Source organism: Streptococcus massiliensis DSM 18628 (assembly GCF_000380065.1).
GTDB classification, from domain to species: Bacteria; Bacillota; Bacilli; order Lactobacillales; family Streptococcaceae; genus Streptococcus; species Streptococcus massiliensis.
The window spans coordinates 11,910-27,537 of sequence record NZ_KB904409.1 but is presented as its reverse complement, the minus strand read 5'-3'; the positions used below and the strand labels follow the sequence as shown (position 1 = coordinate 27,537).

The 15,628-nt window shown below is 46.1% G+C and carries 17 protein-coding genes; all 17 read left to right on the top strand.

Going from position 1 to position 15,628, the window contains the following annotated elements; all coding sequences use genetic code 11:
- Positions 1–76: 76 nt before the first annotated feature.
- The 17 genes from aspS (at position 77) to A3I3_RS0107670 (ending at position 15,603) form a co-directional block, all read left to right on the top strand.
- Positions 77–1,813, top strand: coding sequence for an aspartate--tRNA ligase (gene aspS, locus A3I3_RS0107750; RefSeq protein ID WP_018372150.1), 1,737 nt, complete (start codon positions 77–79; stop codon positions 1,811–1,813).
- Positions 1,814–1,875: 62 nt separating this feature from the next.
- Positions 1,876–2,178 carry an Asp-tRNA(Asn)/Glu-tRNA(Gln) amidotransferase subunit GatC gene (gene gatC / locus A3I3_RS0107745; RefSeq protein WP_018372149.1) on the top strand — a complete coding sequence of 101 codons (303 nt, stop codon included), beginning with the start codon at positions 1,876–1,878 and terminating at the stop codon, positions 2,176–2,178.
- On the top strand, positions 2,178–3,653 hold the full coding sequence (gene gatA, locus A3I3_RS0107740; RefSeq protein ID WP_018372148.1) for an Asp-tRNA(Asn)/Glu-tRNA(Gln) amidotransferase subunit GatA: 1,476 nt from the start codon (positions 2,178–2,180) through the stop codon (positions 3,651–3,653). The genes gatC and gatA overlap by 1 nt, the downstream gene beginning before the upstream one ends.
- Positions 3,643–5,076, top strand: coding sequence for an Asp-tRNA(Asn)/Glu-tRNA(Gln) amidotransferase subunit GatB (gene gatB / locus A3I3_RS0107735; protein WP_018372147.1), 1,434 nt, complete (start codon positions 3,643–3,645; stop codon positions 5,074–5,076). The genes gatA and gatB overlap by 11 nt, the downstream gene beginning before the upstream one ends.
- A gap of 135 nt (positions 5,077–5,211) precedes the next feature.
- Entirely contained in the window at positions 5,212–6,126 is a 915-nt protein-coding gene (locus A3I3_RS0107730) for a DMT family transporter (RefSeq protein ID WP_018372146.1), read from the top strand.
- Positions 6,127–6,257: 131 nt separating this feature from the next.
- The gene (locus tag A3I3_RS0107725; protein WP_018372145.1) at positions 6,258–6,785 is read left to right on the top strand and encodes a YqeG family HAD IIIA-type phosphatase; all 528 of its coding nucleotides are present in this window, start codon (positions 6,258–6,260) and stop codon (positions 6,783–6,785) included.
- A gap of 1 nt (position 6,786) precedes the next feature.
- Positions 6,787–7,893 carry a ribosome biogenesis GTPase YqeH gene (gene yqeH / locus A3I3_RS0107720; protein WP_018372144.1) on the top strand — a complete coding sequence of 369 codons (1,107 nt, stop codon included), beginning with the start codon at positions 6,787–6,789 and terminating at the stop codon, positions 7,891–7,893.
- 42 nt (positions 7,894–7,935) lie between these two features.
- Complete coding sequence (gene yhbY / locus A3I3_RS0107715) at positions 7,936–8,247, top strand: ribosome assembly RNA-binding protein YhbY (protein ID WP_018372143.1); 312 nt, start codon at positions 7,936–7,938, stop codon at positions 8,245–8,247.
- Between the two features lie 11 nt (positions 8,248–8,258).
- Entirely contained in the window at positions 8,259–8,891 is a 633-nt protein-coding gene (locus A3I3_RS0107710; protein WP_018372142.1) for a nicotinate-nucleotide adenylyltransferase, read from the top strand.
- The gene (yqeK, locus tag A3I3_RS0107705) at positions 8,888–9,478 is read left to right on the top strand and encodes a bis(5'-nucleosyl)-tetraphosphatase (symmetrical) YqeK (protein WP_018372141.1); all 591 of its coding nucleotides are present in this window, start codon (positions 8,888–8,890) and stop codon (positions 9,476–9,478) included. The genes A3I3_RS0107710 and yqeK overlap by 4 nt, the downstream gene beginning before the upstream one ends.
- Positions 9,479–9,481: 3 nt before the next feature.
- Complete coding sequence (gene rsfS / locus A3I3_RS0107700) at positions 9,482–9,838, top strand: ribosome silencing factor (RefSeq protein WP_018372140.1); 357 nt, start codon at positions 9,482–9,484, stop codon at positions 9,836–9,838.
- A 65-nt stretch (positions 9,839–9,903) separates the two neighbouring features.
- Positions 9,904–10,635, top strand: coding sequence for a class I SAM-dependent DNA methyltransferase (locus A3I3_RS0107695; RefSeq protein WP_018372139.1), 732 nt, complete (start codon positions 9,904–9,906; stop codon positions 10,633–10,635).
- Position 10,636: 1 nt separating this feature from the next.
- On the top strand, positions 10,637–11,725 hold the full coding sequence (locus A3I3_RS0107690) for a nucleotidyltransferase (protein WP_018372138.1): 1,089 nt from the start codon (positions 10,637–10,639) through the stop codon (positions 11,723–11,725).
- Between the two features lie 90 nt (positions 11,726–11,815).
- Positions 11,816–12,613 carry a DUF6612 family protein gene (locus A3I3_RS0107685; protein WP_018372137.1) on the top strand — a complete coding sequence of 266 codons (798 nt, stop codon included), beginning with the start codon at positions 11,816–11,818 and terminating at the stop codon, positions 12,611–12,613.
- Between the two features lie 160 nt (positions 12,614–12,773).
- On the top strand, positions 12,774–13,490 hold the full coding sequence (locus A3I3_RS0107680; protein ID WP_018372136.1) for a YebC/PmpR family DNA-binding transcriptional regulator: 717 nt from the start codon (positions 12,774–12,776) through the stop codon (positions 13,488–13,490).
- Between the two features lie 80 nt (positions 13,491–13,570).
- Entirely contained in the window at positions 13,571–14,725 is a 1,155-nt protein-coding gene (locus A3I3_RS0107675; protein WP_018372135.1) for an amidohydrolase, read from the top strand.
- Positions 14,726–14,793: 68 nt separating this feature from the next.
- Positions 14,794–15,603, top strand: coding sequence for an amino acid ABC transporter substrate-binding protein (locus A3I3_RS0107670; protein ID WP_018372134.1), 810 nt, complete (start codon positions 14,794–14,796; stop codon positions 15,601–15,603).
- Positions 15,604–15,628 lie beyond the last annotated feature (25 nt).

The window sequence follows — 15,628 nt, the reverse complement described above, 5'->3', positions numbered from 1 at the left end:
ACCACGGCTTTTCGTCTGTTTAACAGCAGGAAAGTCGTTTTTTGTTTGAAATTTTAGAAATTAGAAAGAGGAAATGATGAAAGATATTTTTATTGGAGATTATGGTCTGGACCAAATAGGGCAGACTCTGACGGCGACGGGTTGGGTCGCCAATATCCGTAATCACGGCAAGCTCGCTTTTATCGAGTTGCGTGACCGCGAAGGGATTTTGCAGGTTTTTGTGGATAGCTCGGTTGCAGATTTTGAAAAATTAGCTGGTTTGCACAAGGAATCGGTGATTTCTGTGACGGGCGAATTGGTGCAGCGGGAAGAGCGCTTCGTTAATCCAGCCCTCAAGTCTGGTCAGGTCGAATTACGGGCGGACAAGATTGAGATTTTGGCAGCCAGCAAGGTCTTGCCTTTTGAGCTGGACAGCCATTCTCACACGGGGGAGGATTTGCGGCAGAAATATCGCTATCTGGACTTACGGCGGGAGAAAATGACCCAAAATTTGAAATTGCGTCACCAAGTTACTTCAACCATTCGCGATTACCTCAATAAGGCAGCTTTTTTGGAAGTGGAGACGCCTTATCTGACCAAGTCAACGCCAGAAGGAGCGCGTGATTTCTTGGTGCCTAGTCGCGTTTTCAAAAATCAATTTTACGCTTTGCCACAAAGTCCACAGATGCTCAAGCAACTGCTCATGGGAGCAGGTATTGAGCGCTATTATCAAATTGTGCGTTGCTTCCGTGACGAGGATTTGCGCGGTGACCGCCAGCCCGAATTTACCCAAGTGGACTTGGAATTGAGCTTTGCCACAGAAGAAGAAATTCGCGCCTTGGTGGAACAAATGCTTAAAGACGTGGTCAAGGCTGCGCGTGGTGTAGAGTTGACAGAGGATTTTCCTATTATCAGCTATGCGGACGCTATGCGTCGTTTTGGTTCAGACAAGCCAGATACCCGCTTTGATATGGAGCTCAAGGATTTGACCGAGATTGCTCAGGCTCATCCTAGCCTCTTTGTCCAAAAGGCGGTGCAGGAAAATGGTGTGGTTATGGGCCTTGCTGCCAAGGGCGCTGCTAAATCCTTCAGCAATCGTCGGATGAAGTATTTCAAGGAGCTGATGAAGGAATTTGGCACTATGAGCTTTGGAACTTTCAGCTATGAAAATGGCGCCTTTACAGGTAATCTAGCTTTTAGCTTTGCTCCTGCTCAAGCTCAGGTTGAAAATCTCTTTGAGCTGGCTGAGGGGGATTTGGTCTTTGTGGTGACAGGAAGCGAGAAGCGGGTGCAGGAAGCGCTCGGACATCTGCGCTTGCTTCTGGCTAAGGAATTGGATGTTATTGATGAAGACAAGCTCAATTTCCTCTGGGTTGTCGACTGGCCACTTCTGGAGTGGAATGAAGACCAAAAACGCTATCAAGCCATGCACCACCCATTTACTCAAGGCATTTTTGGCGAGGGAGAAGATTTGTCAGAAATCCGCAGCCACGCCTATGACATCGTCCTCAACGGCTATGAAATCGGCGGCGGAAGTTTGCGGATTCATACTCGTAAAGAACAGGAAAAAATGTTTGAGCTGCTGGGTATGGAGAAAGTTAGCTACGAACGTGATTTTGGCTTTTTCCTTGAAGCGCTGGACTATGGTTTCCCACCGCACGGTGGCTTGGCGCTAGGGCTTGACCGCTTGGTTATGATTTTAGCGGGCGAAGAAAATATCCGCCAAGTCATTGCCTTTCCAAAAAATGGAACAGGAATGGATCCCATGCTTGAAAGTCCAAGTTTGGTTGCGGACAAGCAGTTAGCCGAATTGAGCTTGGAATTAAAAGACTAACCCACAAGACAGCATTTTATGGTAAAATAGAACAGGAATACTAGATACGAAAGGAATTTGAGATGAAAATCACACAAGAAGAAGTAACCCACGTTGCCAATCTCTCTAAGTTAGCCTTTTCTTCCGAGGAGACAGCAGAGTTTGCGACGACCTTGTCAAAAATCGTGGACATGGTAGAATTGCTCAATGAGGTGGACACGACTGGTGTACCTTTTACTTCAAACGTTGCCCAAAATATCAACTACATGCGCGAAGACCAGTCTGTGGCGGGCTGGGATCGCATGGAGCTCTTTAAAAATGTACCGGAGCAGGAAGACGGCTTTATCAAAGTGCCGGCTATCATTGACGAAGGAGGAGATGCCTAATGACTTTCAATCAAAAATCTATCGATGAATTGCACGACCTGCTCGTCAAAAAAGAAATTTCAGCAGTCGAATTGACCAAGGCGACCTTGGAAGACATCAAAGCGCGAGAAGCCGCAGTTGATAGCTTTATCACCGTGACTGAGGAAGAAGCACTCGCTCAAGCTGCGGCAGTTGACGCCAGGGGAATTGACGCGGACAATGTTATGAGCGGCATTCCGCTCGCGGTCAAGGACAATATCTCGACAAAAGGGATTTTGACCACGGCAGCCTCTAAAATGCTCTACAATTACGAGCCGATTTTTGATGCGACTAGCGTTGAAAAGCTCTACGGGAGTGACATGATTATCGTCGGAAAAACCAACATGGACGAGTTTGCCATGGGTGGCTCCAGCGAAAATTCTCACTTCAAGACAACCAAAAATGCTTGGGATGCGACCAAGGTACCTGGTGGGTCATCAGGTGGCTCTGCAACGGCAGTAGCCTCAGGACAAGTGCGCCTCTCGCTAGGTTCTGACACGGGTGGCTCTATTCGCCAGCCAGCAGCCTTCAACGGAGTGGTCGGACTCAAGCCGACTTACGGGCGCGTGTCACGTTTCGGGCTCATCGCTTTTGGTAGCTCGCTCGATCAAATCGGACCATTCTCACAAACCGTCAAAGAAAATGCGCAATTACTCAATGTCATCTCAGGTAACGATCCGAAAGATTCGACTTCAAGCCAAGTGGCTGTGCCTGATTTTACCAGCAAGATTGGTCAGGATGTCAAGGGGCTAAAGATTGCTCTTCCAAAAGAGTATATCGGCGAGGGCATTGACCCGCAAATCAAGGAAACAATTCTTGCGGCGGCTAAGCATTTTGAAAGTTTGGGTGCGACGGTTGAGGAAGTCAGTCTTCCTCACAGCAAGTACGGAGTGGCGGTTTATTATATCATCGCTTCATCAGAAGCTTCTTCAAACTTGCAGCGTTTCGACGGTATCCGCTATGGCTATCGCGCAGAAGACATCCAAAACTTGGAGGATGTTTATGTTAAATCGCGGAGCGAAGGATTTGGTGACGAAGTAAAACGGCGGATTATGCTGGGAACCTTTAGCTTGTCATCTGGTTACTACGATGCTTATTTCAAGAAAGCTGGACAAGTCCGTACCCTTATCATGCAGGATTTTGCAAAAGTCTTTGAAAATTACGACTTAATCTTGGGTCCAACAGCGCCGACGGTTGCTTACGACTTAGGAACTCAAAGTCACGATCCAGTAGCTATGTATTTGGCTGATCTTTTGACAATTCCGGTCAATTTGGCAGGGCTTCCTGGCATTTCCATTCCAGCAGGCTTTGCGGATGGTCTGCCGGTTGGGCTACAATTGATTGGAAATCATTTTGATGAAGAAACGATTTACCAAGTAGCAGCTGCTTTTGAAGCAACGACAGACTACCACAAGCAAAAACCAGTCATTTTTGGAGGTGAAAATAATGAACTTTGAAACGATTATTGGACTGGAAGTCCACGTTGAATTAAAAACAAATTCAAAAATTTTCTCACCAGCGCCAGCCCACTTTGGTGAAGACCCAAATGCCAACACAAACATTGTCGACTGGTCTTTCCCAGGTGTTCTTCCTGTTATGAATAAGGGCGTTATTGACTATGGTATCAAGGCAGCTCTTGCGCTCAACATGGACATTCACAAAAAGATGCACTTTGACCGCAAGAATTACTTCTACCCAGACAATCCCAAGGCTTACCAAATTTCCCAGTTTGACGAGCCAATCGGCTACAACGGCTGGATTGAGATTGAGCTAGAAGACGGCAGCAAGAAGAAAATCCGTATCGAGCGAGCTCACTTGGAGGAAGACGCGGGGAAAAATACCCACGGTAGCGACGGTTATTCCTATGTTGACCTCAATCGTCAGGGAGTGCCTTTGATTGAAATCGTGTCGGAAGCGGATATGCGCAGTCCCGAGGAGGCCTATGCCTATCTGACGGCCCTCAAGGAAATCATCCAATACACGGGTATTTCTGACGTCAAAATGGAAGAAGGGTCAATGCGGGTCGATGCCAATATCTCTATTCGTCCTTTTGGGCAAGAGGAATTTGGTACCAAAACCGAGCTTAAAAACCTCAACTCCTTCAACTTCGTGCGTCGCGGTCTCGCTTTTGAAGAAAAGCGTCAGGCAGAAGTGCTCCGCAGCGGTGGACAAATTCGTCAAGAAACACGCCGTTACGATGAAGCAACAGGTGAGACTCTCCTCATGCGGGTCAAGGAAGGCTCGGCAGACTACCGCTATTTCCCAGAGCCAGACCTGCCAATCTTTGAGATTGAGGATGAGTGGATTGAGCGCGTGCGTAGAGAATTGCCAGCTTTTCCCAAGGAACGCCGTGCTAGATACATGGAAGAATTTGGTTTGTCCGATTACGATGTTCGCCAGTTGACGGCAAGCAAGTCCATCTCCGACTTCTTTGAAGCGGCTGTGGCAGTAGGTGGCGACGCGAAGCTCGTTTCCAACTGGCTGCAAGGCGATGTGGCGCAATACCTCAATGCCGAAGGCAAGACCATTGAAGAAATCGGCTTAACGCCAGAAAACTTGACAGAGATGTTGAGCCTCGTTTCTGATGGCACCATTTCATCCAAGATTGCCAAGAAAGTCTTCGTTCACTTGGCAAAAGAGGGCGGATCTGCTAAAGAATATGTGCAAAAAGCGGGTCTCATCCAAATCTCTGACCCAGCGCAGCTTTTGCCAATCATCCAAGAAGTCTTTGCCAATAATGAAAAAGCAATCAACGACTACAAGGGCGGCAACAAAAACGCGGCCAAGTCCCTCATCGGTCAGCTCATGAAAGCAACCAAGGGACAAGCCAACCCACAAGTCGCACAAAAATTGCTCAATGAAGAGTTGGAGAAGTTGTAAATATCAGAAGAATGACTGGTTGGAGATAAATGTTAATCATTTCAGTAGTAGGATTAAATTGTTACTATTTACCAAAAGAGGTTAGGAAACTGACCTCTTTTATGATACAATGTGGAGTGAGAAAAGGGGAAAGAAATGTCAAAAGAACTACGTGGAACATTGTATGTCCTCATAGCAGGAATATCATGGGGATTATCAGGAACCTGTGGTCAGTATTTGATGGCACAGGGAATCCCACCTCTAGTCCTGACCAATATCAGGATCTTAATTGCGGGATTGGTGTTGTCTTTAATGGCATACGGAAGTGCACGGAAGCAATTTCGGGCGGCTTTATCAAACAAGAAATCCTTAGGAAAAATCTTTATCTTTGCTCTTTTTGGTCTGGTGCTCAATCAGTTTGCCTATTTGGTAGCCATTCACGAGACCAATGCTGGAACAGCAACGGTGCTCCAATATATATGTCCTGTCTTAGTTTTGAGCTATGCCTGTATTAAGGATAAAGTTGCCCCCACTTTATTAGAAATGTTTGCCATCGTTTTTGCTATGTTAGGAACCTTTCTTATTGCGACCCATGGGGAGCTCGGCGTCTTGTCAGTCACACCGCTAGGGCTCTTTTGGGGGCTATTTTCAGCGGTGACTTACTCGCTCTACATTATCCTACCCGTCGAGTTGATCCGTCGATATGGTAGCCTCACGGTTATTGGGATTGGTATGCTGATGGGCGGAGTGCTTATCTTTCCTTTTAGTGGTTTAGCGAGCTTTCATTGGCAATTAACTATGCCGATTTTTCTAGCTTTAGTCGGGATTATCGGAATTGGTACGATTTTCACCTACACAGTCTTTTTAAAAGGTGCGACCTTAATTGGCCCAGTTAAGTCAAGTTTGCTCGCTTCTGTCGAGCCGGTTGCGGCGGTCGTCTTTGCTTTTTTGGTGATGAGTGAGCATTTCTTTTTTATTGACATTTTAGGAATGGTTCTTATTTTGTCAGCAGTTACCTTAATTTCTGCTAAAGATTTGATTAAAAAGGCAAGTTTAGTACATGGAAAATAATGTAAAACTGAGATATACATGTTTTATAAAAGATGAGGTCAGGAAAGTTTATTCTGCACCTCTCTTTTTATATCGTGCGTAATCACCCTTTTTATGCTATACTAAGAGAAGCACATAAATTGGAGAAGAATGTGAAAATTGAGAATTACATGCCCGATTTTGCAGTTGAGGCAGTTTATGATTTGACGGTTGAAAGTTTAAAAAAGCACGGTATCAAGGCGGTTTTGGTTGATTTGGACAATACCTTGATTGCTTGGAATAATCCTGACGGAACGCCTGAAATGAAGCAGTGGCTGCATGATTTGCGCGACGCGGGTATTCGGATTATCGTCGTATCGAATAACACGAAAAGGCGAGTTCGCCGGGCAGTCGAAAAGTTTGATATTGATTATGTTTACTGGTCTTTCAAGCCTTTTACTTTCGGTATCAATCGGGCTCTGCGCCTCTTTCATTTTGAGAAAAAGGAAGTTGTCATGGTCGGAGACCAACTGATGACCGATATTCGCGCAGCTCATCGGGCTGGCATTCGTTCGATTTTGGTTAAGCCCTTGGTTAAGCACGATTCGATAAAAACCCAGATTAACCGCGCGCGTGAGCGGCGCGTTTTGCAAAAAATTGCTCAAAAATACGGACCAATTCGGTATACAAAAGGAATCTAGCATGGAAGAAATTCTCTGTATCGGGTGCGGGGCGCCCATTCAGACTCAGGACAAAACGAGCTTGGGCTACACGCCCCAATCTGCCTTGGACAAGGGCTTAGAGACGGGCGAGCTTTACTGCCAGCGCTGCTTTAGGCTGCGCCACTACAATGAAATCACAGATGTTCAGCTGAGCGACGATGACTTTTTGAAATTGTTGCACGAGGTGGGTGACAGCCATGCTTTGGTTGTCAATGTCGTGGATATTTTTGATTTTAATGGCTCGGTCATTCCCGGCTTGTCGCGCTTTGTGGCGGGAAATGACGTCCTTTTAGTCGGCAATAAAAAAGACATTTTGCCTAAGTCGGTCAAGGACAAGAAGGTTATCCAGTGGCTGACTGAGCGGGCGCACGAAGAGGGCTTGCGGCCGATTGATGTTCTGTTGACCAGCGCCCAAAACAAGGCGGCGATTAAGGAGCTGATTGGCAAGATTGAGCAGTATCGCAAGGGGCGTGATGTCTATGTGGTCGGTGTGACCAATGTGGGCAAGTCCACGCTGATTAACGCCATTATCCAGGAAATTAGTGGCGACAAGGACATCATCACGACCTCGCGTTTTCCAGGGACAACCCTGGATAAGATTGAAATTCCGCTTGCTGACGGCAGCCATATTTACGACACGCCGGGGATTATTCATCGGCACCAAATGGCGCATTATTTGTCTGCCAAAAACCTCAAATACATCAGTCCGCGCAAGGGAATCAAGCCCAAGACTTATCAGCTCAATCCCGAGCAGACCCTCTTTTTGGCTGGCTTGGGACGGTTTGATTTTATTGCTGGGGAAAAGCAGGGCTTCACAGCTTATTTTGACAATGAACTCAAGCTCCACAGGACCAAACTAGAGGGCGCGAGCGACTTTTATCAAAAGCATGTCGGCAGTCTCTTAGTGCCGCCGACGAAGAAGGAAATCGAGGATTTTCCTGAACTTGTCCGCCATGAATTTACAATCAAGGAAAAGACGGATGTGGTCTTTTCAGGCTTGGGCTGGCTGCGCGTGACAGGACCTGCGAAAATCGCAGCCTGGGCGCCCCAAGGCGTCGCAGTCCTAGTCAGAAAGGCGATTATTTAAGAAGTAGGGCAAGAGCTATTTTCAGTTTTAGAAAGAAGAAATATGACTTTAACAAGTAAACAACGTGCCTATCTCAACGGTTTGGCGCAAACGATGAAGCCCATTATCCAAATCGGGAAAAATGGGCTCAATGACCAGATAAAAACGTCTGTTCGTCAGGCTTTGGATGCACGAGAATTGATTAAAATTAACCTGCTGCAAAACACAGATGAAAATGTGCACGAGGTGGCAGAGATTTTGGAAGAAGAGATTGGAGCCGAAACGGTTCGCAAGATTGGGCGCGTGCTCATTCTCTTCAAACAATCCAGCAAGAAAGAAAATCGGAAATTATCCGTCAAGGTGAGAGAAATCTAAGAGGGAAATCTATGGCAATCGAACTACTAACTCCTTTTACCAAGGTGGAATTAGAGCCAGAAATCAAGGACAAAAAGCGCAAGCAAGTGGGCATTCTAGGCGGGAATTTTAATCCCGTCCACAATGCACATCTGGTCGTAGCAGACCAAGTGCGCCAGCAGCTCTCGCTCGATCAAGTTTTGCTTATGCCTGAGTATGAGCCGCCACACATTGATAAAAAGGCTACGATTGATGAGCGGCACCGTTTGGAAATGCTGCGCTTAGCCATTGAGGGCGTTGACGGCTTGGGCATTGAAACGCTTGAGTTAGAGCGTAAGGGCATCAGCTATACTTACGAAAGTATGAAAATCTTGACCGAGCAGCATCCGGATACGGATTACTATTTTATTATTGGTGCGGATATGGTGGACTATCTGCCTAAATGGTATCGGATTGAGGATTTGCTCAAGCTCGTACAATTTGTCGGCGTTCAGCGTCCGCGCTACAAGGCGGGGACTTCCTATCCAGTCATTTGGGTTGATGTGCCGCTCATGGACATCTCCTCCAGCATGGTGCGGGATTTTCTTGCCCAGAAGCGCCAGCCGAATTTTCTCTTGCCCAAAGCGGTGCTAGATTACATTCAGAAAGAAGGACTTTATCAATGACCTATGAGCAATATGTGGGCATGTCGCGCGAGGAGTTGCTAAAAAAGGTGCAGGAGGTCATGTCGGAAAAGCGCTACCGTCATGTTTTAGGCGTAGAGGCTGCGGCTAAGGACTTGGCTCAGCGTTACGGTGTGGATAGTGAAAAGGCTGGACTGGCGGGGCTTCTCCATGATTATGCCAAGGAAGTCAGCGATGAAGATTTTCTGGCTTTGATTGACAAGTACCAGTTAGATCCTGATTTGAAGGCTTGGGGCAATAATGTCTGGCATAGTTTGGTCGGTATTTACAAAATTCAGGAAGATTTGGGACTTGGAGACAAGGAAATTTTAGGAGCCATTGCCATTCACACGGTCGGATCTAGTGAGATGTCTGACCTAGAAAAAGTTGTCTATGTGGCGGATTATATCGAGCACAATCGTGCCTTCCCCGGCGTGGAAGAAGCGCGAGCTATTGCCCAAAAATCGCTCAACCAAGCGGTCGCCTATGAGACGGCGCACACGGTCGAACACTTGGCACATAAGGGCAAGCCGATCTACCCCCAAACCCTAGAAACCTATAATGCTTATGTAGAATATTTAGAAAGGTAAAACATGAAAGAAGAAGAATTATTAGAAATCGTGATTAAGGCGGCAGATGAAAAGCGTGCCGAAGATATTGTGGCTCTTGATTTGCAAGGGCTGACTAGTGTGACGGATTATTTTGTCATCGCAAGCTCCATGAACAGCCGCCAGTTGGAGGCGATAGCAGAAAATATCCGTGAGAAGGTCGTGGCTGCTGGGCAGAATGCCAGCCATGTTGAAGGCGACAGCAAGGGCGGCTGGGTGCTGCTTGACCTTGGCGGGGTCGTCGTTCATATCTTCTCTGAAGAAATGCGCGACCACTACAATCTAGAAAAGCTCTGGCACGAAGCGACAGGCGTTGATGTGGCAGCTTTGCTGGAAAAGTAAAAGCAAATATTTTTGAGGAACTCGGTTAGCAAGGCTGGCTGAGTTTGTTTTTAAAAGGATAAAAAATGACAACTTACGAAACCTTTGCGTCGGTTTACGACGCGATTATGGATGAGACTTTGTACGATTTATGGCTGGATTTTAGTCTGCGGCATTTTCCAAAAGGCAAGAAAAAAGTGCTGGAATTGGCTTGCGGGACGGGCATTCTGTCGGTCATGCTGGCTCAAAAAGGCTTTGAAGTGACGGGGCTGGATTTGAGTGCGGACATGATTGCGCTGGCGAAGAAACGAGCTCAAGGAGTGGCGCAGCTTGATTTTATAGAGGGCAATATGCTGGATTTGTCGCAGGTTGGCCACTATGATATGGTGACTTGCTACTCGGACTCGCTCTGCTATATGGAGGACGAAGTTGAGCTCGGGCAGGCCTTTGAGCAGGTTTACGCCCAGCTTAAGACTGGCGGGCGCTTTCTTTTCGATGTGCATTCGACCTATCAGACGGATCAGGTTTTCCCGGGCTATAGCTACCATGATAATGCGGAGGATTTTGCTTTTGTCTGGGATACTTACGCCGATGAGCCGCCTCATTCGGTGGTGCATGAGCTGACCTTCTTTGTCAAGGAGGCGGACGGGCGCTTTCAGCGCTATGACGAAGTGCATGAGGAGCGGACCTACGAACTTTTGACCTACGAAATTCTGTTGGAGCAGGCTGGCTTTAAGAATGTTCAGATTTACGCTGATTTTGAGGATAAGGCGCCAGAGGAGAAGAGCAAGCGCTGGTTTTTTGTCGCGGAGAAATAGCATGGCAATCACAGGAATTATCGCAGAATTTAATCCTTTCCACAATGGGCATGCCTATCTATTAGAGCAAGTTGAGGGCTTGAAAATTGTTGCCATGTCTGGAAATTTTGTCCAGCGGGGCGAGCCGGCTATCGTTGACAAGTGGACGCGAACGCAAATGGCGCTGGAAAATGGTGCGGACTTGGTGGTGGAATTGCCTTTTCTCGTCAGTGTGCAGGCGGCGGACTTCTTCGCTCAGGGTGCCCTTGATATTTTAGCTCGTTTGGGCATTGAGCAGCTGGCTTTTGGTACAGAAGAAAGGCTGGATTATGAGAGAGTTGCTCAGATTTATGAGGAGAAACAAACCCAAATGAAAGATTTTCTGGTGCAACTTTCCCCGTCGCTCAGCTATCCGCAAAAGACCCAGCTCATGTGGCAGGAGTTCGCAGGTTTAGATTTTTCAGGAAATACGCCCAACCACATCTTGGCTCTGGCTTACGCCAAGGTTGTCGCGGGCAAAAATATCAAGCTAAAGCCTATTGAGCGGCAGGGTGCGGGTTTTCATTCCTTGGAGCTAGACACCGATTTTGCCTCGGCTACGGCTTTGCGCCAGCATATTGACCAGTCTGATTTTTTGGAAAAATTTAGTCCAGCAGCCCAGCTTATTACATCAAGCCCCAGCGTGACTTGGCAGGATTATTTTCCTCTGCTGCGCTATCAAATCATCAGCCAGCCCGATTTGACAGCGACCTATCAGGTCAATCAGGAATTGGCTGTGCGCTTGAAAGAAGCAATTAAAAAAGCTGAAAATATGGACGAATTGTTGGAGGCGGTAGCCACCAAGCGCTATACCAAGGCGCGTGTTCGGCGTATCTTGACCTATATTTTGGTGCAAGCGAGAGAAGCTAGTTTGCCTCAATCCATTCATATTTTAGGTTTTAGCCCTCAGGGGCAGGAACATTTGTCCAAGATTAAGACGCAGGTTGATTTGGTCAGCCGCATTGGCAAAGCCCCTTGGGATGAGCTGACCCAGCAAGCTGATAGGATTTACCGGCTGGGCAATCCAGACTTACCAGAGCAAAATTACGGCAGACTGCCAATACTAGAATAAAAGGTCCTAATATTTATGTATGCAGTTTTTTTAAAAATGCGTTATAATAATTGTATGAGAAATTTATCATAAACTGTAGGAGGTTTACAAATGAAATCAAAACGTTTATGGCTACTTACTTTACTATTACCAATGTTAATTTTTTTAGTAGCTTGTCAACAGGCTACTACGAAGACTACTGATAATCAATCAGGGACTTCAAGTCAGACTAAGAATACGATAACAGTAAAGGATTTATTAACCAAAGTAAAAAAAGCTAATACAGATGTTACATCAATGAATGTGGATGTAGCTCTAGGTATCACTGGGAGCTCAAATTCACTAGCTAAAAACCAAGAAATAAAAGGGGAGCTTATTTATAATAAAGAAAATGCTGACTTGACTAAAGGACATCTTGTTCTTAATATGACTCAAGGCGATCAAAAGACTTATCAGGAAATTATTATGCCTGGTGGAGAAAATTTACCTGTTTACAGTCGTAGCTCTAAAGATGGAAAGTGGACTAAACAAGTTCAGAGCCAAAATTCAAGTTACTATATACAACCGGATTATTTCAAACTACTAAAGGCTTTGTCAAGTATGTCTGACGATGACCTGAGGTTGAAAGAAGAAAGGGATGACTATGTTGTTAGCTTGAAAAACCAAAATACAGACCTTATTGGTTTGTTTGGTAAAGAATTTGACCTTGAGTTAACAGGCATTACTCAAGCTGATATGCAAAAGGAATTAACTGTGAAATTTGATAAAAAGAATTTTTATTTCAAAGAATTCCAACTTAAATTAAGTTATGATGGAGATAAAGGAAAATTAGAAATCACAACAGATGTTACTTATTCTTCTTGGAATAAAGTCGATGAAAATTCCATCACAGAGCCGAAGGATATTTAAAAAGAGGACAACTATATTTCGCATCCAGCTGCTTTAGGGTGGCTGGATTTTTATGCTGGATTTGTCTGAAAATCTTTCCTCCCCTAGTGAAATTCGCTGGGACTTATGGTATAATGGTAAAGATTGAAAAAAGATTTTCTATGAAACAAAGGAGATTTCCATGGGACGTAAATGGGCTAATATTGTAGCGAAAAAGACTGCCAAGGACGGCGCAAACTCAAAGGTGTATGCCAAGTTTGGTGTTGAAATCTATGTAGCTGCTAAAAAGGGTGAACCAGACCCTGAGTCAAATTCCGCTCTGAAATTTGTCATTGACCGCGCCAAGCAAGCGCAAGTGCCAAAACATGTCATTGACAAGGCTTTGGACAAGGCCAAGGGAAACACGGACGAAACCTTTACCGAGGGGCGTTACGAGGGCTTTGGTCCCAACGGCTCTATGCTGATTGTGGACACTTTGACTTCTAATGTCAACCGGACGGCGGCGAATATCCGCGCAGCTTTCGGTAAAAACGGCGGCAATATGGGGGCTTCTGGCTCTGTTTCTTACATGTTTGACCACAAAGGGGTTGTCGTTTTTGCGGGCGACGATGCCGACAGCATTTTTGAGCTTCTGCTGGAAGCAGACGTTGATGTGGACGATGTAGAAGCCGAAGACGGCACGATTACGGTTTACACTGCGCCGACTGATTTGCACAAGGCTATTGTTGCTCTGCGCGATTCTGGCATTGAAGAATTCCAAGTGACCGAGCTCGAAATGATTCCTCAGTCAGAAGTGGTCTTGTCAGATGAGGATTTGTCGACTTTTGAAAAACTCTACGATGTCCTCGAAGACGACGAAGACGTGCAAAAAGTTTATACTAACGTTGAAGGATTTTAAACCAAAGCCTCTTGTGGGGCTTTTCTTATTTGCCAAAATTATGCTATACTAGCTTTCAAATGATAGTGGAGGAGCTTGATATGGAAACATTTTATGGGAAATTAAAAGGCATTCGTCATTATTTGCACCAGCATCCGGAGCTTTCTGGGCAGGAGTTTGAGACGACTCGGTTTTTACGTGAAGAACTGGAAAAGCTGGAGATTAAAGTCTTGGATAGCTCGCTTCAGACAGGATTGATTGCTGAAATCGGATCGGGTCAGCCAGTTATTGCCCTGCGGGCGGATATTGATGCCTTGCCGATTTTGGAAAAGACAGGCTTGCCCTACGCTAGTCAAAATGAGGGCCTTATGCACGCTTGTGGGCACGATTTTCATCAGACCAGCCTCTTGGGTGCAGCAGAATTGCTGAAAAGAAGAGAAGACGAGTTGGCAGGCACCGTTCGGCTCATTTTTCAACCAGCCGAAGAAACATCGCAAGGGGCGTCAGCCGTTCTTGCGACAGGGCTGTTGGACGATGTGGCGGCGATAATCGGCTTTCACAATATGCCTCAGTTAAGCGCGGGGCAAGTGGCTATTGGCTCTCGCGGCGTCATGGCGGGGGTTGAGAAGTTCAAAGTCACGGTTGATGGCGTTAGTAGCCATGCGGCGCGCCCTGATTTGGGGGTGGACACGGTTGTGACCCTTACCAGCATGGTGCAAAATTTGCAACGCTTGGTTGCACGGACAGTATCGCCTTTTGAGCCTGCGGTGCTTTCGGTGACGCATATTGAGGCGGGTTCTACTTGGAATGTTCTGCCCCAGTCGGGCTTTTTTGAGGGGACTATTCGCTCTTTCAATCCCCATTTGCAGGCGCGGCTGAAAGAAGATTTTATCCGTATTGTCAAAAATACAGCAGAAAATACAGGCGCCAAGGTCAGCCTTACTTGGGACAATACTCCGCCAGTGACCTACAATCCGCCTGAGTTGGCAGAGCTCCTCCGTGAGAATTCCAGAGATATTGAGGGGCTTGAGTTGGTTCCTGCCAGCCCTTCTATGGCTGGCGAAGACTTCGCTTTTTATCAAGAAAAAATCCCTGGTGTTTTTGCTTTTATCGGCTCAAACGGTGCGCCCGATGCGCCTGATTTACACCACGATTGTATGACGATTGACGATGAGGCTTTCAGGGTCTCTGTGCCTTATTATGTCGAAAATGCCCTCTTTTTGCTCAAGCACTATAAAGAAAAGCTATCGCATTGATAAAAAAGTTATAATAGGCAGACTCCTCTTCTTTTGCTATGATAGGAAAAAAGGAGGATTGTCTATCTATGAAAAAATTATTTTTTCTGACTGTTTTGCTCAGCCCTTTATTGATTGCCTGTCAAGCTCAGCAAAGTAAGGAGGACGCTACTAAGCAGGAGGTTCAGACCATTGTTGTTGCGACGGCTGGAGATATTAAACCTTTTGATTTTGAAGAAAATGGTAACTTAACTGGCTATGATATTGAGGTTTTAAAGGCTGTGGATAAGAAGCTACCGCAGTACAAGATAGAATACAAGCGCACCAGTTGGGAAAGCATTTTTCCGGGAATAGACGGCGGGCGTTATCAAGCTGCTGCCAATAATCTCAGCTTCACCGAAGAAAGAGCCAATAAATATCTTTATTCGGCACCGATTGCTAAAAATCCCTTGGTTCTGGTAACCAAGAAAGGCTCCTCCATTCAGACCTTGGATGACATCGCTGGCAAGACCACGCAGGATGATACAGGCACCTCCACTGCTAAATTAGTGACCGACTGGAATGAAAAGCACGCAGACAATCCCTCTAAGATTGATTACTCGGGCGAAGATGTGGGCAAGCGTCTTCTGGATTTGGATAATGGTGAGTTTGACTACCTTATTTTTGATAAAATTTCGGTGGATACCATTGTGCGGGACAAGGGCTTGGATTTGACAATAGTAGAGTTAGAAGGCAACCCGCTCAATTATATTATCTTTTCCAAGGGAAATAGTGCTTTTCAAAAGGATTTTAATGCGAGCTTGAAGGAATTGTACAAGGACGGGACTTTGGAAAAACTCAGCCAGAAATTCTTTGGCGGTTCTTACTTGCCAGCCGAAAAAGAGTTTGTTGAGCCATAAAGAAAACCTATCGTCGCGATAAAGA